Source organism: Microbacterium deferens, assembly GCF_045517775.1.
Taxonomy (GTDB): domain Bacteria; phylum Actinomycetota; class Actinomycetes; order Actinomycetales; family Microbacteriaceae; genus Microbacterium.
In genome coordinates, this window is the sequence record NZ_JBEUWT010000001.1 from 1,647,217 (window position 1) to 1,666,264 (window position 19,048).

18 protein-coding genes are annotated in these 19,048 nt (G+C 69.4%); 10 read left to right on the plus strand and 8 right to left on the minus strand.

From position 1 onward, the window contains the following. Positions 1-38: 38 nt before the first annotated feature. The gene (locus ABTU82_RS07785; protein ID WP_407172750.1) at positions 39-698 is read left to right on the plus strand and encodes a GntR family transcriptional regulator; all 660 of its coding nucleotides are present in this window, start codon (positions 39-41) and stop codon (positions 696-698) included. Positions 699-848: 150 nt separating this feature from the next. Here ABTU82_RS07785 and ABTU82_RS07790 read toward each other — a convergent pair whose 3' ends face one another. Genes ABTU82_RS07790 through ABTU82_RS07810 form a run of 5 tightly spaced genes read right to left on the minus strand, consistent with a single transcriptional unit; the run spans position 849 to position 5,575 of the window. Next, positions 849-2,114 carry an ABC transporter substrate-binding protein gene (locus tag ABTU82_RS07790; protein ID WP_240606925.1) on the minus strand — a complete coding sequence of 422 codons (1,266 nt, stop codon included), beginning with the start codon at positions 2,112-2,114 and terminating at the stop codon, positions 849-851. Next, a complete protein-coding gene (locus tag ABTU82_RS07795) occupies positions 2,111-3,214 on the minus strand; it encodes a branched-chain amino acid ABC transporter permease (RefSeq protein ID WP_116648182.1) in 1,104 nt (367 codons plus the stop codon). The genes ABTU82_RS07790 and ABTU82_RS07795 overlap by 4 nt, the downstream gene beginning before the upstream one ends. After that, a complete protein-coding gene (locus ABTU82_RS07800; protein WP_407172751.1) occupies positions 3,214-4,095 on the minus strand; it encodes a branched-chain amino acid ABC transporter permease in 882 nt (293 codons plus the stop codon). The genes ABTU82_RS07795 and ABTU82_RS07800 overlap by 1 nt, the downstream gene beginning before the upstream one ends. 3 nt (positions 4,096-4,098) lie before the next feature. Further along, a complete protein-coding gene (locus tag ABTU82_RS07805; RefSeq protein ID WP_116648184.1) occupies positions 4,099-4,809 on the minus strand; it encodes an ABC transporter ATP-binding protein in 711 nt (236 codons plus the stop codon). Continuing rightward, positions 4,796-5,575 carry an ABC transporter ATP-binding protein gene (locus tag ABTU82_RS07810; RefSeq protein WP_116648185.1) on the minus strand — a complete coding sequence of 260 codons (780 nt, stop codon included), beginning with the start codon at positions 5,573-5,575 and terminating at the stop codon, positions 4,796-4,798. The genes ABTU82_RS07805 and ABTU82_RS07810 overlap by 14 nt, the downstream gene beginning before the upstream one ends. A gap of 286 nt (positions 5,576-5,861) precedes the next feature. Between ABTU82_RS07810 and ABTU82_RS07815 the strand changes: the two genes are divergently transcribed. The 4 genes from ABTU82_RS07815 to ABTU82_RS07830 all read left to right on the plus strand — a co-directional run bounded on the left by ABTU82_RS07815 (position 5,862) and on the right by ABTU82_RS07830 (position 9,766). Then, the gene (locus ABTU82_RS07815) at positions 5,862-7,226 is read left to right on the plus strand and encodes an aminomethyltransferase family protein (RefSeq protein ID WP_116648186.1); all 1,365 of its coding nucleotides are present in this window, start codon (positions 5,862-5,864) and stop codon (positions 7,224-7,226) included. A 64-nt stretch (positions 7,227-7,290) separates the two neighbouring features. Further along, on the plus strand, positions 7,291-8,193 hold the full coding sequence (locus tag ABTU82_RS07820) for an IclR family transcriptional regulator (protein WP_407172752.1): 903 nt from the start codon (positions 7,291-7,293) through the stop codon (positions 8,191-8,193). Next, positions 8,190-8,960, plus strand: a complete 771-nt coding sequence (locus ABTU82_RS07825) for a DUF1932 domain-containing protein (protein WP_407172753.1) — start codon at positions 8,190-8,192, stop codon at positions 8,958-8,960. The genes ABTU82_RS07820 and ABTU82_RS07825 overlap by 4 nt, the downstream gene beginning before the upstream one ends. Before the next feature lie 128 nt (positions 8,961-9,088). Then, positions 9,089-9,766 carry a hypothetical protein gene (locus ABTU82_RS07830; RefSeq protein WP_407172754.1) on the plus strand — a complete coding sequence of 226 codons (678 nt, stop codon included), beginning with the start codon at positions 9,089-9,091 and terminating at the stop codon, positions 9,764-9,766. A 218-nt stretch (positions 9,767-9,984) separates the two neighbouring features. Here the strand turns inward: ABTU82_RS07830 and ABTU82_RS07835 are convergent, their stop codons facing one another. Then, positions 9,985-11,343 carry an aminomethyltransferase family protein gene (locus ABTU82_RS07835; RefSeq protein WP_116648190.1) on the minus strand — a complete coding sequence of 453 codons (1,359 nt, stop codon included), beginning with the start codon at positions 11,341-11,343 and terminating at the stop codon, positions 9,985-9,987. 128 nt (positions 11,344-11,471) lie between these two features. On the opposite strand from ABTU82_RS07835, the gene ABTU82_RS07840 reads away from it, so the two are divergent. Continuing rightward, the gene (locus tag ABTU82_RS07840; RefSeq protein ID WP_407172755.1) at positions 11,472-12,395 is read left to right on the plus strand and encodes a LysR family transcriptional regulator; all 924 of its coding nucleotides are present in this window, start codon (positions 11,472-11,474) and stop codon (positions 12,393-12,395) included. Between the two features lie 219 nt (positions 12,396-12,614). Here the strand turns inward: ABTU82_RS07840 and ligM are convergent, their stop codons facing one another. Then, positions 12,615-14,018: a vanillate/3-O-methylgallate O-demethylase gene (gene ligM / locus ABTU82_RS07845; RefSeq protein WP_116648229.1), complete on the minus strand. Its 1,404-nt coding sequence runs from the start codon at positions 14,016-14,018 to the stop codon at positions 12,615-12,617. 245 nt (positions 14,019-14,263) lie between these two features. Here ligM and ABTU82_RS07850 point away from each other — a divergent pair, with 245 nt between their 5' ends. From ABTU82_RS07850 to ABTU82_RS07865, 4 genes are read left to right on the plus strand one after another with little or no spacing between them, the layout of a single operon-like run. After that, on the plus strand, positions 14,264-15,019 hold the full coding sequence (locus ABTU82_RS07850) for a PIG-L deacetylase family protein (RefSeq protein WP_407172756.1): 756 nt from the start codon (positions 14,264-14,266) through the stop codon (positions 15,017-15,019). Between the two features lie 13 nt (positions 15,020-15,032). After that, positions 15,033-15,734, plus strand: a complete 702-nt coding sequence (locus ABTU82_RS07855) for a 4-carboxy-4-hydroxy-2-oxoadipate aldolase/oxaloacetate decarboxylase (protein WP_407172757.1) — start codon at positions 15,033-15,035, stop codon at positions 15,732-15,734. Continuing rightward, positions 15,724-16,794, plus strand: a complete 1,071-nt coding sequence (locus ABTU82_RS07860) for a 4-oxalomesaconate tautomerase (protein WP_240606926.1) — start codon at positions 15,724-15,726, stop codon at positions 16,792-16,794. Before ABTU82_RS07855 ends, ABTU82_RS07860 begins: the two co-directional genes overlap by 11 nt. 32 nt (positions 16,795-16,826) lie before the next feature. Beyond that, positions 16,827-17,774, plus strand: coding sequence for a VOC family protein (locus ABTU82_RS07865; protein ID WP_116648194.1), 948 nt, complete (start codon positions 16,827-16,829; stop codon positions 17,772-17,774). A 114-nt stretch (positions 17,775-17,888) separates the two neighbouring features. Here ABTU82_RS07865 and ABTU82_RS07870 read toward each other — a convergent pair whose 3' ends face one another. Continuing rightward, positions 17,889-18,998, minus strand: coding sequence for a 5-methyltetrahydropteroyltriglutamate--homocysteine S-methyltransferase (locus tag ABTU82_RS07870; RefSeq protein ID WP_407172758.1), 1,110 nt, complete (start codon positions 18,996-18,998; stop codon positions 17,889-17,891). Positions 18,999-19,048: the final 50 nt, after the last annotated feature.

Genomic DNA, 19,048 nt, shown 5'->3' on the forward strand with positions numbered 1-19,048 from the left:
GGAGGTCGCCACGGGCATCTCACGGAGAGCGTGGAACCATGACCCTCATGCCTGTCGCCGATGACGCCGACACCGTGGAACGAGCCACCGTCGATCAGCAGATCCGCGAAGCGATCCTCGGCGGCGAGTTCGCCCCCCACCAGCGCCTCATCGAGGCCGACCTCAGCGACCGGTTCACCGCCACCCGCGCTGCGGTGCGCACCGCGCTGCTCACCCTCGCCAGCGAGGGACTCGTCGAGCGGCTGCCGAACCGCGGTGCGCGCGTACGCGCCATCAGCGTCCAAGAGGCGATCGAGATCGTCGAGGTGCGCGTGGGCCTCGAGTCGCTGTGCGCCCGCAAGGCCGCAGAGCGGGTCGACGCCGACGCGATCGCATGGTTGCGCGACCTGCGCGACCGCATCGGGACCGCCGTCTCCGCCGGCGATCTCGTCGAGTACTCCCGCCTGAACCAGGAGATGGACCGGCGTCTTCGCGAGCTGAGCGGTCACGCCACCGCCACCCAGCTGCTCGAGCGCCTGCGAGCCCAGTCGGCACGGCACCAGTTCCGCCTCGCGTTCGCCCCCGGGCGCGCCGCCCGATCGGCTCCCGAGCACATCGCGATCATCGACGCGGTGATCGCCGGAGACGCGGATGCTGCGGAGGCGGCGACACGCACCCACCTCGCCGGGATCGTCGAGGTGCTCCGCACCCTCGACTGATCCCTCCGCGCAACGTCGGACGAACCAGCCCACACCCCGCGGCAGCCACCGCATGGCCCGGCGTGTCGCACGAAGCATCCGAAGTCCTGCCTGGGAAACACCAAACGGCGGCCCGCCCCGAGGGACGGACCGCCGTTCGTGTCGCGGGACTTAGCCGAAGTCCTCGACGGTGGTGTAGCCGGTGCCGTTGTACTTCTGCACGACGACCGACGAGACCGCGGGCTGACCGTCGACCGTCGTGTCGACGGCGGTGCCGTCGAGCATCAACGGCGCCTGGAAGTCGGTGATCGACCGCAGCGCCTCCATGAAGTTCTCACGGGTCGGCTCGGTCATGTTCTCGAAGGCCTGCTCGAGCGTCGCGCCCACCATCCAGCTCCACTGGCAGTGGGGGAACGCCGGCATGTCGGGGTAGTTGCCGTACTCCTTCAGCGCGGAGAGGTACGTCTTCACGTCCTCGTCCTCGGCGAAGGCGGGGCTCTGCGGGGCCTTGGCGAACGACACCGAGTAGATGCCGGGGAACGCGTCGGCACCACCGGGCTGGAGGATCGCCGTCGGGCTCGAGGTGTTCGACGGCAGGAACCAGCTCGGGGTCCAGTTCAGCTGCTGCGCCTTCTGCAGCGCCGAGATCACGAGAGGCGTGATCGACATGGCGTTGACGAAGACATCGGCTCCGGACGCGGCGAGCTCGGTCATCTGACCATCGACGGCCGTGTCGGTCGCCTCGTAGGTGAGCTCCTTGACGATCTCGATGTTCGAGGCGCCCTCAACGGCCGTCTTGAAGCCCTCGAGGTACCCCTCGCCGTAGTCGTCGTTCTGGTACAGCACGGCGACCTTGTGGCTCTCGGTCGAGGAGGCCAGCAGCTCTCCGAAGGCTTCGCCCTCGTTCTGGTAGATCGGCACGAAGCCGAGCTGCTCCGGGCTCTCGGCCTGGTCGCTGAAGATCGGGTCGCCCGTCATGACGAGCACCTGGGGCACCTCGTCGGCGACGGCCGCCTGGAGGTACGCGCGGTTCGTCGGCGTTCCGAGGCCCGCCGTCATCGCGAAGACGCTGTCCTTGAGCTGGTCGTAGTTGGCCTTCGCCTTCTGCGGGTCGTATGCGTCGTCGAGCGCGTTGATCTCGACCGTGCGCGTCTTGCCGTCGCCGAACTCGATGCCGCCCTCGGCGTTCTTCATGCCGAAGTAGGCCGTGACGCCCGCCACGGTGCACGTGCCGGGGCCGGCCGTCGCACCGCTCAGGGGCGTCGTGATGCCCAGGGTGAGCGTGGTGTCGGTGATGCCGGGGCTGGCCGCGACCGCGCCGCCCGAGGCGTCACCGCCGCCCTCTCCCCCGCGCGAACAGCCCGAGATCGTCAACGCGAGCGCCGAACTCAGGGCGACGATGCCCAGGACGCTCCTGCTCCTCTTGCTCATGTTCATGCCTGATCCTCTTTCTTGTTATCGGTGCCCGAGGTGCCGCCCCCGGCGGCGTCTCGAAGGACGGTTCCCTCCGCCGCGGGGCGCTGCTGCTCGCCCTGCGGAGGAGTCGGTCGACTGCCGGACGGACCGGCGTGCTGAGGTTTTCGGAAGAGCTTCCGCAGCCGGGCGGGAAGCGAGGCGAGCCCGCCGGGGAGGAGGAAGAGCACGAGCAGCAGGAGCGCGCCCTGCAGCACGGCGGTCAGGTTCGGATCGACGAGGTTCGTCAGCTGCGGGGCGAGCACGTAGTACGCGCCGCCCAGGAGCGACCCGATGATGCTGCCCGCGCCGCCGATGACCATGGCGGCGAGCAGCTGGATGCTGTGGCCGAAGCTCATGGTCTCGGGCGAGGTGTACTGCACCACCACCATGTACAGGAAGCCGCTGACGCCGCCGATGAGGGAGGCCACCGTGAAGGCCAGCACCTTGTAGCGATACGGCGAGATGCCCATCGACGAGGCGACGGCCTCGTTCTCCTTCACGATGGCGAAGGCGCGGCCGTACTTCCCGCGCACCAGGTTGCGGGTGAGGAGGAAGACGATGCCGCCGACGAGGATCACGATGTAGAGCTGGAACTGGTCGTCGTACAGCCCCGACCATTCCGGCGCGTCGGTGAAGCGGGCGGAGATGCCCTGCGAGCCGCCCGTGAACTCGGACAGGCGCTTGGCGAGGGGCACGCCGACGATGGGGAGAGCGATGGTGACCATCGCGATCGCGAGCCCGCCGAGGCGAGCGGCGGCGAGCGCGATCAGAAGCCCGACGACACCCGGCAGCACGATGCTCGCGATGAAGGTGACGACGATGTTCCAGTCGTTCTCGACCCCGTAGGCGGTGATGTACGCCCCGAACCCCACGAAGAAGATCTGGCCGAGCGAGACCTGGCCGGTGTAGCCCATGACGACGTTGAGGCCGAGCACCGCGACGGCGAAGACCCCGATGCGGGCGACGGTCTGGTTGGCGAACTCGGGGAGCATGAGCGGCAGCGCGAGCACGAGCGCGACCACCACGATCGTGATCGCGAGGCGCACCCAGCGGCGCGAGAGGAACGACGTTGCAGCGGACATCAGACGCGCACCACGGCTTTCCGGCCGAACAGGCCCTGCGGTCGAACGATGAGCACGACGAAGATCAGCACGAACGGCACCGCGACCTTGAGGTCGTAGCCGATGAACGGCACGTACACGGCGGCGAGGTTCTCGAGCACCCCGATGATCCAGGCCGCGAGCACCACCCCGAGAGGACTCGACAGGCCGCCGAGGATCACCGCGGCGAGCGCGTAGACCAGGGCGTTGTCCATCATTCCCGGGGTGAGCGTCAGCTGCGGGGCGATGAGCGCACCGGCGACGGCACCGAGCACCGCCGCGAGGCCCCACCCGACCATGAGCAGCCGACCGACGGGGAGGCCCGAGAACGACGCCGACTGCGGGTTCACCGCGACCGCCCTGAGGGCGAGTCCGAGCTTCGTGCCGAGGAACAGCCCCTGCAGCGCGATCATGATCGCCACGATCACGAGGGTCGTGCCGAGTGACCGCACGCTCACCGAGGCCCCGAGGATCGAGACGGTGTCGAGCGAGAAGAGCGAGGCGAACTGCTGGTTGTTGTAGGTGAAGAGCCACCCGCAGATGCCGGTGATGAGGGTGAGCACGCCGATGGTGACCACGACCGCGGTGTCGGGGTCTCCCCGTTCGAAGCGGCGCATCACCCACCGTTCGATGCCCGCGCCCATGAAGAACGAGACCAGCACCGACAGCAGGATCGCGATGATCAGGGGCACACCGAAGCCGGTGAACCACCACGCGATGTACGCCGACAGCACCGCCATGCCGCCCTGCGCGAAGTTGATCAGCCCGGTCGTCTGGTTCACGAGCACGATCGCGAGCGCGAGGGCCGCGTACACCGACCCGATCGAGAGCCCGTCGACGACGAGTTGGACGAAGGTACCCATCGGTCAGCCTCCCAGGTAGGCGCGTCGGATCTCGTCCATGCCCTTGAGCTCGGCCGAGGTGCCGGTGAGGACGTTGCGTCCGGTCTCGAGGACCGTCGCGCTGTCGACGAGGCGGAAAGCGAGGTTGGCGTTCTGCTCGACGACGAGCATCGCGATGCCCGACTCGACGCGCAGTCGCGCGATCGCGTCGTAGACGTTCTTCGCCGTGCTCGGCGCGAGCCCGAGCGAGGCCTCGTCGAGCAGAAGCAGCCGGGGCCGGGCCATGAAGGCGCGGGCGACGGCCAGCATCTGCTGCTCTCCACCGGAGAGCGCGGAGGCGCTGGAGCGGTACCGCTCCTTCAGGTTGGGGAACAGCTCGAGCAGGTAGTCGATGTCGGTCTGGATCGCCGTGCGGTCCTTGCGGAGGTACGCCCCGACACGCAGGTTCTCGCGCACGGTCAGAGAACCGAGCGTGCCTCTGCCCTCGGGAACGTGGGCGATACCGATCCGCGCGACGCGGTCGGTGCGCATGCCCCGGATGTCCTGGCCGTCGAAGCGGATGCTGCCGCCCGCCCGCACGACGCCGGTGATCGCGCGCAGCGTGGTGGTCTTGCCCGCGCCGTTCGCTCCGAGGATGCCCACCGCGCCTCCCTCGGGAACCGACAGCGAGACGCCGTCGAGCACCTGTACGGGACCGTAGAACGCGGTGACGTTCTCGAGTTCAAGCAGCGCCATCGACCGCATCCTTTCCGATGTAGGCCTCGATCACGCGAGGGTCGTTCTGCGCCTGCGCGGCCGTGCCCTCCATGAGCGTGCGCCCGTGGTCGAGCACGACGACCCGGTCGGTCAGCGCGGCGATCAGGCCCATGTGGTGCTCGACGACGATGACGGTGATGTCGTCGTCGCGGATGCTGCGCACCGTCGCGATCAGCTGCTCCACCTCGGAGTGCGGCAGGCCCGCCGCGGGCTCGTCGAGAAGGAGGAGGCGGGGTCGCGAGAGGAGCGCCCGGCACAGCTCGATGCCCTTGTGCAGACCGTGGGAGAGTTCGTCGGCGGGGAGGTCGGCTGCCCATCCGAGGCCCGTCCGTTCCAGCAGCGCACGCGCCTCCGCGCGCAGCTCGCGCTCGGACCTCAGGGTGCGGGGCGACCGGATCGACCACTCGGCCGGCCCGCCCGGGAGGCGGGTGTGAGCGCCCAGCAGCACGTTCTCGAGCACCGACGAGTGCAGCTGGAGCGCGGGATGCTGGAAGGTCCGCGCGAGTCCGCGTCGGGCGAGGCGTGCCGGCGTCGAGCCGAGCATCTCGTCGTCATCGATGCGGATCGACCCGGAACTCGGGCGGTAATGCCCGCTGATGCAGTTGAACAGCGAGGTCTTCCCCGCGCCGTTCGGCCCGACGAGGCCGAAGATCTGGCCCGGTTCGACCGTGAATCCCACGTTCTCGAGCACCGTGATGCCACCGAATCGCAGGTTCACCTCCTGCAGGGTCAGTCGAGCTGCCATTGCTCACCTCTCCGTGTCGCAGCATCCTTGCCTACGACATAAAGGACGAATCCCGCCCTGTCTGGGAAGCTACGGATCCGCTCCCCGATTGTCAACGATTTTGGTGTGCGGTTATGCGGACGTGATCTCGGGCCCCCTCCACGAGCATGCGCCGGCGGCCCCGTCGACCCGGTTCACGGTGACATCGAGACCGCCCATCCGCCGCGGAATTTCCTTTCATCGGAAGCCGACACGTCGAACCGGCGCGGCGGGCGCACGATCGGACGTAACGAAAGGAACGTCGACGATGACATCCGAATCCCTCGCCCAGGCGATCACCCGTGCTGGCTCCGCCGTGGAGCTGCTCCGCAACCAGAACTGGCCGGCCTTCACGTTCCCGGTCGCACCCGAGTTCACGAACTGGCGCGACGAGCAGCGCTCGTGGAGCACGACCGTGGCGCTCATGGACCAGTCCCACCACATGACGCAGCTGTTCCTCGGCGGCAGCGATCTGCTGCCGCTCCTCGAATCGGTCTCGCCGAACACGTTCGCCACCTTCCGGCCCGGCGTGGCCAAGCAGCTCATCTCGGTGAACGAGGGCGGCTACCTCATCGGGGACGGCATCCTCTTCTACAACGAAGACGCCCCCGAGGGCCTGGTGCTCATCGGCCACCACATCCTCATCGACTGGATCCGTTACAACGTCGAGAAGGCCGCGGCGGCGGGCAAGGACGTGCACCACCGCCTCGAGCCGAACTCGCACATGCGTCAGGGCCCCCCGACCTTCTACCGCTACGAGCTGCAGGGCCCCCGCGCCGACGAGGTCATGGAGAAGCTCTTCGGCGGCCCGCCACCCGAGGTGAAGTTCTTCCACATCGGCGACTTCCAGATCGCCGGACGCGCGGTCAAGGGGCTTCGCCACGGCATGGCAGGACAGCCGGGCTTCGAGTTCTTCGGGCCCTGGGCAGACAACGAAGCCGTGCTCGAGGCGATCCTCGACGCCGGCGCCGAGTTCGACATCCGCCGCGTGGGCGCGAAGGCCTACTCGGCGACGCCGCTCGAGTCGGGCTGGGTGCCCACCCCGTTCCCCGCGGTCTTCGACGACGACCTGGCCGAGTACCGCGAGTGGCTGCCGGCCGCGCGCATCGGATCGGTGGCCGGGTCGCACTTCTCGTCCGACATCCGCGATTTCTACATGACCCCCTACGACCTGGGGCTCGGGCGCTCGGTGCGCTTCGACCACGACTTCCATGGGCGCGCCGCCCTCGAGCGCCACGCCGAGGCTCCGCGCCGGCGAAAGGCCACGCTGCTCTGGAATGCCGAAGACGTCGCATCGGTCGTCCGCTCCCAGCTCGAACCCGGCACTCCGGCGAAGTTCCTCGACTTCCCGAAGGCGCGCTACGGGCTCTACCAGATGGACGACGTGCGGCTCGACGGCCAGAGCGTCGGCATCTCCACCGACGCGGGATACATCGCGTTCGACCAGCTCTACATGTCGCTCGCGACGATCGACGTCGACGTGGCGGACGGCACCGAGGTCGAGGTGGTGTGGGGCGAGGATCCGATCTCCGCGAAGCACTCGGTCGACCAGGATCACCGCCAGGTCACGATCCGCGCGACCGTCGCCCCCGCGCCGTACCACGAGTGGGCGCGCACGGTCTATCGCGCCTGACCGCGATCGCCGGAGGGTCGGGCACGCGGCGGATGGTGTGTAGGGTCTCTCGCAGGAGGTCGCGATGGCGCGGAGATCTGCCGGGGAGTCGGCGCTGCACCGGCACCTGCGCGTGCTCGACGCCTTCGACGCGCTCCGTCCGTTCCTGACGCTCGGCGAGCTCGCCCGCGCCGCGGGACTCCCCCTCTCCACGACGCACCGGCTCGTCGGCGAGTTGCTGCAGGAAGGGATGCTGGAGCGCATGCCCGATCGCACCTACCGTCTCGGCGTGCGGCTGTGGGAATACGCCTCGCGCACTCCGGGGGCGCTGGGCCTCCGCGAGGTGGCGCGCCCGTGGTTGGCCGCGGCGCACGCGCGGATCCGTCAGCACCTGCAGCTGGGGGTGAGGTCGGGCACCGACGTGCTCTTCATCGAGCGCATGTCGACGAAGGACGCCGTGGTCAACGCCACGCTCATCGGCGGACGCATCCCGCTGCACGCCTCCTCGATCGGCCTGGTGCTGCTCGCCCACGCCCCCGACGCCGTGATCGAAGACACCATCGCGCAGGGGCTGCGCGCTTACACCTCCCGCACGATCGCGACCGGGGCCGGGCTGCGCTCGACCCTCCGCCGCATCCGCGCCGACGACGTGGCGATCGCTCCCGGCCACATCCATCTCGAGTCGCGCGGAATCGCTGTGCCGGTGCGCGGGCCCGACGGCTCGGTGTACGCGGCGATGGGTGCCGTCGTGCGCAACGACGATTCGTCGGCCGCGCCGGTGGTCGAAGTGCTGCGCGTGGCCGCCGCGGGGGTCACCCGGTCGCTCCGCGACGTCTACGCCGCCGACGTCGACGAGAACGCCGCGCTGCACGGACCGCGACCCGATGCGGGGGTGTCGGCCCGTTCGTGGGAGTACATCGCCGCGCTCGATGCCCGGGCACCGCGGACGGGATCCGGCGGGGCGGCGGCGGTGGGAGGCGTGCGATGACACGGATCGCGGTGATCGGGCTCGGCGAGGCCGGCAGCCTCTACGCCGGGGGGTTCCGCGAGGCCGGTGCGCGGGTGCGGGGCTACGACCTCCGCCCCCGGCTCGCCGACGGCGGGCAGGTCGACCGCCTCGCCGATGCGCTCGAGGGCGCCGACGTGGTCGTGAGCCTGGTCGGTGCCGCCTCGTCGCTGGAGGTCGCCGAGGAGGCCCTCCCCCTGCTCGAGCCGTCGACGATCTTCGCCGACTTCAACACCTCGTCGCCCGATCTGAAAGACCGCATCGCCGCGATCGGAGCGGCCCACGACCTCGACGTGGTCGACGTCGCCGTGCTCGCTCCCGTCCCGCGTGAGGCGGAGCGCACGCCCCTCCTGGCCAGCGGTCGCGGAGCCGAACGGCTGGCCGCGCTTCTGCGGCCGCTCGGGGCGCCCGTCGTCGTGCTCGACCAGCCGGCGGGCGCCGCGGCCCGCATGAAGCTGCTGCGGAGCGTCTTCACGAAGGGGCTCGCGACGCTCATGATCGAGACGCTCGGGGCGGCCCGCGCCGTCGGAGCCGAAGACTGGGTGCGCGACCAGATCGCCTCGGAGCTCGGCGACCAGGGGCCCGCACTGCTCGACCGCTTCGTCGCGGGCACGTACCAGCACGCCGAACGCCGCGAGCACGAGGTGCGCGACGTGCTGGCAGCGCTCGAGGCGACCGGGCAGCCCTCCGACATGACCCGCGGAACCCTGGCCTGGTTCGAGCGCATCCTGTCCGAGCGTCCGGCCTGACGCCGCCCGGGCTGCCGACTCCCCCGGGTTCGGGGCGCCCTTCTCCCCTCGGGGCGCGGAATCCCCCGCCCCAGGGAGTAGATCGCGCCCCGAACGTCGGTGGCGCCGTCATACGGAAGACTGTCGGCGTGGCCGAGCCCGACGTGAGCGAGCTGATCGCACGCCTGGAAGCGCTGAACGAGGCAGAACGGATGCTGTGGATCGGCGACGGCACGATGCGCGCGCTCAACGGCCCGGCCGCGCTGGCCCGCCAGCGGGAGATCGATGACGAGCGCGAGAGGGTCCGCGCCGAGTTGCGCACGCGCACGACCCCGGAGATGTGGGCCGCGGCCCTCGCCGACCTCCAGGAAGACCTCCGGAGGATCGGTTTCGTTCCGCGCCTGTTCGGCGTCGGGTTTCTCCTCCTCATGCTGCTCTTCGCGATCTTTTCGTGGTTTCACGGCTGGTCGCCACTTCTCCAGGCCGCCTTCGTCGTCACTCCCGTGGTGACCCTCGTCTGCGCGTTCCGCGTCACGGCGCACGTCCGCGGAGACGTCCTGGTCGTGAGGTCGTATCTCAGAACGCAGGAGATCTCGCTGAGAGACGTGTCTTTCAGCGTGGCGCCGTACGAGGGGTTATGGAACACCTACAGGGGGGCCGAGGGTTGGCTGGGCGGGAACATCTACGTCCTCGTCGCCTGGTACGCCGACTCCTCGAGTCAGGAGGTGAAGGCGACCGTCTGTTTCCGCAGAACCGCTGAGCGCATCGCTCGACGGCTCGACGACCACGCCGACATGCTCCGCGACCTGGCGACCGGAGCGAACTGACGGCGGCCGCGCCGCATCCGGTTCGCTGCGGAGGAGATGTGCACTGCGGAGGTTTCCCCTCGCGGAACTCGCCTCCGGTGTGCACATCCCCTCCCGTATGAACCGTGCTTCGAGTGCTCCGGGCGAACCAACACCTCGGGAGGACGGCGCACGTCGTTCGTGCCGGTGCGTCCCCTGCGGTCCGGTGCACGATGCCCCCGGCATCCGGATGCTGCGCCTCAGCTCTTGCGGTAGTTCTCACGCGCGAAGCGCGAGAACGGCGCGGGAGCCACGGTGGCGCGGATCTCCACCTGCCGGTGCGGCTCGACGGCGGGCTTGCGGGAGTTCGGCTCCTCGCCCCACGTCACGACGACCCGCGTACCGGGCTCCGCCGACGCCGCATCGACGCTCGCGAGCGAGACGAACGCCTGCTCGTTGGTGATGTAGCCGCAGTCGTGCGAAATGCCGACGTCGGTGCCGTCGATGCTCACCCGGTCGACCTGGTAGACCCCGTAGCGGGCCTTCGGGAACTCGAGGTACTTCGCCGGCACGCCCTCCTCGTAGAGCGAACGCTGCGCGGCCGCGACGTCTTCGGGGTCCCAGACGAGCGTGACCTTCACCCGCTTGTCGGCGGCCGCGAAGCGCTCGAGCGCGGCGCGACCGATGAAGTCGTGGTCGAACGCGACGCTGCGGCCGTAGCCGAGTTCGTAGGGCGTGAGGTAGTAGTCCTCGATGTTGTCCGAGACGACACTGCCCGCCAGCGACCCGGTGCGGGCGGCGGGCAGCCATGCGAGGTAGTCGGCGCTGCGCTCGCCCGTGAAGATCGCCGGAAGCGGCGACGGCACCCACGCCGACTCGAGGTTCGCCGACGAGTAGGCGCGCGACCCGACGAGAACGAGGTCGAACTCCTCCCCCGCCGCGACGATGGCCTCCCGCACGGTCGCGCCATCGGCCCACGGCCCGAACAGTTCGAACCCGGGCTGCCCGGCCATGCCGTGGCGCAGGGAACGCACCGTGACCCCCGCGATCTCGAAGGTCGCCATGCCGAAGAACTTCGTCGGCGGAACCGGTGCTCCGGTGAGCTTCTCCATGAGAGCGAGGGCGTGCGGCCCCTGCAGCTCGTAGCGGTACAGCTTCGGGTCGGCACCCGGTGCGCGCATGAGCGAGTTCGCGTCGCGCTCGAACGTCACGTCGTAGTCGCCGGTCTCACCGATGAACTGCACCCAGTCGAGCACCATGTGCCACCCGACGAGGTCGTAGACCTCTTCCTCGAGGTGGAAGAGGATGGCGTCGCCGATGAGGTAGCCCTCGTGGTTCACCGCGATGAACTGCTTCGCGGCGTCGACGGGGAAGTTCGCGAAGCTGTTGACGCCGGTCTCGCTCAGCAGGCGCAGCGCGTCGGGGCCCGAGATGAACAGGTCGGTCATGTGGTGCGACTGGTCGAGCAGGGCGACGCTCGTGCGCCATGCCCGTTGTTCGGAGCGCCAGTTGCTGAACTCGGGGGTCACGGGGAAGATCGTCGGTCGAGACTGCGCGTTGCGCAGCAGCTCGACGGGGCTTCCGGCCCGGGCGATGGCCTCGGCGGCGGATTCGATCATGGAGAACTCCTTCGTTCGGCGGGTGTCGCGAGAGCAATGCTAGGCAGCCCCACGCATGATGGGTGGGCGGGCGCATAATGAATGCTTATGGGATCGCAAGCAGCCGTTAGCCGCGCCGGGAACGCCTGATGGATCTGAACCTGGTGCGGGTGTTCCTCGCGGTGAGCGAGACGCGAAGCCTCACCGCCGCGGCCGCCCGCCTCTACGTGACGCAGCCGGCGGTGAGCCAGGCGCTCGCCCGACTCCGCCGCGAGCTCGATGACCCGCTGTTCGTCCGCGAGGGGCGACTGATGGTTCCCACGCCTCTCGCCGAGAGCATCGCACCGGGCTTCCGCGACGCGATCGCCGCGATCGACCGCACGCTCGACGGCGTGCACGGGTTCGACCCCGCAGCATCCGATCGCACCTTCCGCATCGCTCTGTCCGAGCTCGGCGAGATCGGCTGGCTGCCCGCCATCGTGCGGGCGGTGCGCGCGAAGGCCCCGATGATGCGGATCGAGGTCGTCCCGATGAACGTCCGCGAGCTTCCCGAGTGGCTCGGGCGGGGCACCGTCGACCTCGCCGTGACGCCCTCTCCCGTGCCGGGGCGGTTCGAGAAGGTGGTGCTCAAGTCGCAGGGCTACGGGGTCGTGATGTCGACGAAGCATCCGCTCGCCACCGGGAAGCTCGACCTCGAGGCCTACGCCAACGCGAACCACGTCGTCGTCGCGAGTGACTCGGGAGCCTCGGCGATCGACCAGGCGCTGCACCGCGCGGGGATCGCCATCGAGCCGCGGATCGCGTCGAACCACTTCGCGGCGCTGCCGCCGCTGATCGCCGCGAGCGCCGACCTGGTCGCCACGATGCCCGACACGATCGCCGAGGGATGGGCGCAGACATGGCCGCTCGTCGTCCGCGCCCTCCCCTTCGACATGCCGGCGATCGACGTCAGCCTCTACCGGCGGTCGACGACCCAGCACACCGCGGCCCTCGACTGGCTGTTCGCGACGGTCGCCCACGCGATCCGCGGCTCATCGGGCCGCTTCCAGGTCATCCACGGCGACGCCCCCTGAGCATCCGCGCCGCCCCCATCGCCCCCCCGCCTCGCCCCCCCCGCCTCGACCCCTCCATCGTCAGGAATGTGACGCATTCCAGCGACTGACTGCACAGATTCCTCGCGTCACTCGCAGGAATCTGGCGCCGTCGTCGCGAGCACCGTGCCCGAAGCCGCCGCCGTGAAACGAAACCGCCCCCTGCCCCGCGACGACGGGACAGGGGGCGGGGATCGGATGCTACTGGCCGCCGCTGGTGCGCCAGCCACCCTGGTACTCCTGGCGCGCCGTCTCGGCGTACGGCACCGGGCTCACGATGGCACGCACCGAGATCTGCTCGTGCGGCTCGACCGTGGTCTTGCCGGAGCCCCCGTCGGGCTCGCCCCAGACGACGCGCACCTCGGCGCCGATCGGCACGTCGTGGTCGACGGTCGCCAGCGACAGCCCGCGCTTCTCGTTCGCCGTGATACCGGTGAACAGCGACAGTCCGACGGTGTTGCCGTCGGCGTCGATGACCGCGTCGTAGTTCGACGAGCCGTAGTTCGCGTTCGGCAGGTCGAAGAACTGGTAGCCCACGCCCTCGCGGTCGATGACGCTCGTGAGGATCTTCGCGAGGTCCTCATCGTTCCACGCGAGCGTGACCTTCTTGCGCTGGTTGGCCGGATCGATCTTCTCGAGCGCCTCGCGGCCGATGAAGTCGTGGTCGAACTTCACGAACGAGCCGTATCCGAGCTCCCACGGGTTCAGGTAGTAGTCCTCGATGTTGTCGGAGACGAACGAGCCGGCGAGCGCGTTGATCGCCTCGTAGCTGTTGGCGGGCAGCCATTCGCGGTACGCGCGCTCGGCCTCGCCGGTGTAGATGGCCGGCAGCGGCGACGGGATCCAGCCCGACTCGAGCGTGTTCGACGAGTAGGCGCGCGAGCCGCAGGGCTCGAGTCCGAACTCGCGTCCGGCGTCGAGCACGGCCTCGCGGATCTTGCCGTGCTGCTCGTAGGGGCCCCAGATCTCCAGGCCCGGCGCACCCGCCATGCCGTGGCGGAGGGTGCGCACCTTCTCTCCGGCGATGGTCATCTCGCCCATGTGGAAGAACTTGACCTTCTCGAGCGTGCCGCCGTTGAGCTTCTCGATGATCGACCAGGCGTTGGGGCCCTGGATCTGGAAGCGGTAGTACTCGCGGGTGACGGCCTGGCCGTAGGGGCGCGAGGGCGAACGGTCGTCGTAGCGGAACTGCACGTCGTAGCCGCCGGTCTCGGCGTGGAACTGCAGCCAGTTCGCACCCGGTGCGCGGCCGACGTAGACGTACTCGCCCTCGGCCTCGTGGAAGAGGATGCCGTCGCCGATGACGCCGCCGTTGGAGGCGGTCGGCACGAACTGCTTCGCCGTGTTCACGGGGAAGTTCGCGAACGAGTTGATGCCCGTGTCGCTCAGCAGCTTCAGCGCGTCGGGACCCGAGACGAAGAAGTTGACCATGTGGTGCGTCTGGTCGTAGAGCACGGCGGTCTCGCGCCAGGCCTTCTGCTCACGACGCCAGTTCGTGAACTCGGCGGGCACCACCGGGTAGATGTAGGTACCGAGCTGCGAGTCGCGGAGCATCTGGACGATGCCGCCCTTCTCGTCCAGCAACTCCTGCAGATTGCGCGCCATGGGGGCTCCCTCGACTTTCTCTTCGTTGAGCAGCACGTTCAGTCCTGTGTGTCAGCCGCCACCGTACGGCGACGATTTGCCTCTGTCCATAGTGGTTCAGGTTGCCCGGATTGTAAACAAAATCTTGACCATTCGTCCGGCGGTGTGGTTCGCTGAGTCCGAGTCGGCCAGCGTCGCCCCGTCCGCGGCAGCAGCGTGCCCACCGATCCGGTGGACGGACCGACCCACGACGGACAGGAGTCGACATGGCAGAGACCGCACCGGCACTTCTCGTGGTGAGCGCACACGCCGGAGACTTCGTCTGGCGCGCCGGTGGAGCCATCGCGGCCGCGACGATGCGCGGCGAGCGCGCCACCGTCGTCTGCCTCAGCTACGGCGAGCGCGGCGAATCGGCGAGCCAGTGGCTGGCCGGCAAAGACCTCGACGAGATCAAGGCCACCCGTCGCGGTGAGGCCGAGGCCGCAGCATCCGCGCTCGGCGCCGACGTCGTCTTCCTCGACCTCGGCGACTACCCGTTGCGCGAATCCCCCGAGGCCGTTTCGGCGCTCGTCGACGTCTACCGCCGAGTGCAGCCCACGGTCGTGCTCACCCACCCGCTCACCGATCCCTACAACGGCGACCACCCGGCGGCCGCCCGCATGGCGCTCGAAGCACGGGTGCTGGCGCAGGCGATCGGCGTGGCGAACTCCGACGGCACCTTCCCCACGAAGGACGACATCATCGGCGCGCCCCCGGTGTTCTTCTTCGAGCCGCATCAGCCGGAGCAGAGCGACTTCAAGCCGAACGTGCTGCTCGACATCACCGACGCGTTCCCGCTGAAGCGCGCGGCCATGGAGTGCCTCCCCGCACAGAAGCACATGTGGTCGTACTACACCGACCTCGCGATCCGCCGGGGGGTGCAGGTCAAGCGCAACGCCGGACCCAACCTCGGACTCGCGCACGACACGATGGGAGAGGCCTACATGCGCTACTTCCCGCAGGTCACCGGGCACCTCGAATGAGCGGAGCATCCGAATGACCGGCGTCGTCGTCACCGACATCCAGAGAGCGGATGCTGCGGTGGCCGCCGCGCTCGCGGAGTTCGGCTCCGCCACCGTGCACGAGGCCATGGGGCGGATCGGCTACGCCGGCCCCCGGCTGCGGCCGATCCAGCGGGGAGCGCGCATCGCGGGGACGGCGATCACGGTCAGCGTGGCGCCGGGCGACAACCTCATGGTGCACGCGGCGATCGAGCAGGCCCGAGAGGGAGACGTGATCGTCGTGGTGCCCATCAGCGACTCGGCGTTCGGATTCATCGGCGACCTCATGGCCACGCAGATGAAGGCGCGCGGCGTGCGCGGCTACGTCACCACGGGCGGCGTGCGCGACACCCAGGAATTGCGCGAGATGGGCTTTCCGGTCTGGACCCGGCACATCAGCGCGCAGGGCACCGTCAAAGACACCGCAGGTTCCGTGAACGTGCCCGTCATCCTCGACGACGTCGAGGTGCGCCCGGGCGACATCGTGGTCGCCGACGACGACGGCGTCACGATCGTGCCGCGGCGACGCGCCGAGGAAGCGCTCAGCGCATCGCGTGCCCGAGCGGCGAAAGAGACCGCCAACCGCGCCCGCTATCTCTCGGGCGAGATCTCGATGGACCTCAACGGTCTGCGGCCCGTGCTCGATGACCTCGGCGTCCGGTACGTGACACAGGAGGATCACGACGGTGGTCGCTGATCCCGTGCACGACGGCATCCGCTGCATGGTGCTCCGCGGCGGCACGTCGAAGGGCGCGTTCTTCCTCGCCGACGAGCTACCCTCCGACCCGGCGGCACGCGACGACCTGCTGCTGCGGATCATGGGCAGCCCCGACCCGGCCCAGATCGACGGGCTCGGCGGCGCGCACCCGCTCACGTCGAAGGTCGCGGTCGTTTCGCTCTCGGACGCCCCGGGAATCGACCTCGACTACCTCTTCTTCCAGGTGTCCGTCGATGAACCCGTCGTCGGCACCGCGCAGACCTGCGGCAATCTGCTCGCCGCCGTCGGGCCTTTCGCCGTGGAACGGGGCCTGACCCGAGCGGTCGACGAGCGCACGACCCTCCGCATCCGTCTCCTCAACACCGGGGATGTCGCCACGGTCTCGTTCGCGACCCCCGAGGGCCGTGTCTCCTACGACGGCGACGTCGCGATCGACGGCGTACCGGGCACCGCCGCCGGCATCGACATCGACCTCACCGGCGGCGACAAGCCCCTGCTTCCGACGGGTTCGGTCGCGGACGAGATCGCCGGGCACCGCGTGACGCTCATCGACAACGGCATGCCGGTGGTGCTGCTGCGGGCCGACGAGTTCGGCGTCGATGGCGACGAGTCACCGAGCGATCTCGAGGAGCGCGCGGAGCTGCGCGAGGAGGTCGAGCGCGTGCGCCTGGCCGCGGGCCCCCTCATGGGGCTCGGCGATGTCTCGCAGCAGACCGTTCCGAAGATGTTCCTGCTCTCGGCCCCGCGCGGCGACGGCGCGATCTCGACGCGCGCGTTCATTCCGTCGCGCGTGCACACGTCGATCGGGGTGCTGATGGCGGCATCCGTCGCGGCGGGCATCCGCATCCCGGGTGCGGTCGGCAACGACCTCGCCCGTATCGCCGACGACACCACCACCGCCGTCGAGCATCCCTCCGGTGCGTTCCCCGCCGCCGTGACCGTCACCCGCACCGACGACACGTGGCGCGCGTCGTCGGCGTCGGTGCGCACCGCCCGCAAGATCTTCGACGGCACGGTCTTCGCCCGACCGCGTCGCTGAACCCTGTTCGCCCGTCAGAGAGGACCCGCACCATGACCGACTCCACCGCATTCGACGTCGCCCACATCGGCAGCGTCGAACTGCTCACCCCCGAGTTCGACAAGAGCCTCTGGTTCTTCCGCGACCTCCTCGCCATGCGCGTCGTCGCCGAGGAGGGCGGCTCGACGTTCCTGCGCACCTGGGACGAGTACGAGCTGTACACGATCAAGCTCACCCCCTCGGATGCTGCGGGCGTCGGGCGCACGACCTTCCGCGCGTCGTCGCCCGAGGCCCTCGAGCGCCGGGTCGCCGCGATCGAGGCCACGGGCCTCGGCGAAGGCTGGGTCGACGGCGAGGTGGGCACGGGCCCCACCTTCATGTTCCGCGACCCCGACGGCCACTCGATGGGCATCTACTACGAGACCGAGCGCTATGTCGCCACCGACGACAAGCCGGCGCTGAAGAACCAGGCCTCGGCCTTCCCCGGTCGAGGAGTCAACGCCCGGCGCCTCGACCACATCAACTACCTCGCGAAAGACGTCGAGGCCAACGGAGAGTTCCTGGCCGACGCGCTCGCGATGCGCGAGAGCGAGCGCATCCGCAACGACGACGGCAAGTTCGCCGCCTGGTGGTTCCACTTCTCGCTGAAGTCCTACGACGTCGTGTACTCCGACGACTGGACGAAGCACGGCAACCGCCTGCACCACATCGCGTTCGCACCCGACACCCGTGAAGACATCCTCAAGGCCGCCGACATCTTCCTCGAGAACGGCATCCACATCGAATCGGGCCCGCACAAGCACGCCATCAACCAGACGTTCTTCCTCTACGTGTGGGAGCCGGGCGGCAACCGCATCGAGTTCGCCAACGCGGGTGCGCGTCTGCTGCTCGACCCCGACCAGCCGGTCGTGGAGTGGAGCCAGGAGGAGCGCAAGAAGGGCCAGGCCTGGGGCATGAAGACGATCGAGTCGTTCCACACCCACGGCACCCCGCTCGTCTGACGCTCGGGTCTCAGCCGCGCAGCATCCGCTTCGCTACCCCCTTCACAGTCCCAGACACCCGGACGCGCAGCTCACGCGCTCCGGGTGTCTGGGACTTTCAGCGGGAGGGGGCGCTCAGCCCCAGACGGCGTCGGCGATCTCGACCACCGAGCGGATCTTCGCCCACTGCTGATCCTCGGTGAGCGTGTTGCCCTCCTCGGTCGAGGCGAAGCCGCACTGGGGGCTCAGGGCGAGCTGATCGAGAGGGGCGAAGGCGGATGCTTCGTCGATGCGCCTGCGGATGGCGTCGGCGTCCTCGAGCTCACCCGTCTTGGTCGTGATGAGCCCGAGCTCGACGACCTTGTCGCCGGCGGGCAGGAAGCGCAGCGGCTCGAACCCGCCGGCGCGCTCGGAGTCGTACTCGAGGAAATACCCGTCGTACGCGGTGTTGCCCAAGAGCTGTTCGGCGACGGGCTCGTAGCCGCCCGACGAGATCCAGGTGGAGCGGAAGTTGCCGCGACAGACGTGGGTGGTGACGACCAGGTCGTCGGGCTTGCCGTCGAGGATGCGGTTGAGCAGGGTCGCATAGCGCTCGGCGATACCGTCGGTGTCGATGCCGCGATCACGGGCCTTGGCCAGCTCGACGTCGGAGCAGAGGTACGCCCACGCCGTGTCGTCGAACTGCAGGTAGCGCGCACCGGCGTCGTAGAAGGCCGCGAGCGCGTCGCGGTACGCGGTCACGAGATCGTCGGTGATCGCGTCGCGCCCGTCGTAGGTGGCGTCGATGTGGCCCGGCTCGAGCCGGAAGTCGAGCACGGTGGGGGCGGGGATCGTGAACTTCGGGGTCAGGCCCGTGCCGGCGACGTCGTCCTGCAGCGCGCGGTAGTGCGCCAGGAACGGGTGGTCGGCGGGGAAACGGATGGGCCCGGAGATCTCGATACCGCGGGGGCGGGTCTGCACCCCTTGGAACTGGATGCCGTGGTCGAGTTCGACGATCTCCACGCCGTCGAGCAGACCGAAGAAGTCGAAGTGCCACCACGACCGACGGAACTCTCCGTCGGAGGCGACCCGGAGCCCGTTCTCGGCCTGCTGGGCGACCAGGTCGACGACCGCGGCGTCTTCCGCCGCGCGCAGCGCGTCGTCCGAGAGATCGCCCGCCGCGTGCCGGGCACGAGCCTCAGCGAGAGCCGCAGGACGGAGGAAACTACCGACGATGTCGGCGCGGAACGGAGGGTTGACGGTCATGCAGCGATGCTACTGAGCGTCGCGGGTGCGCGTCGCACCGGCCGACGCGC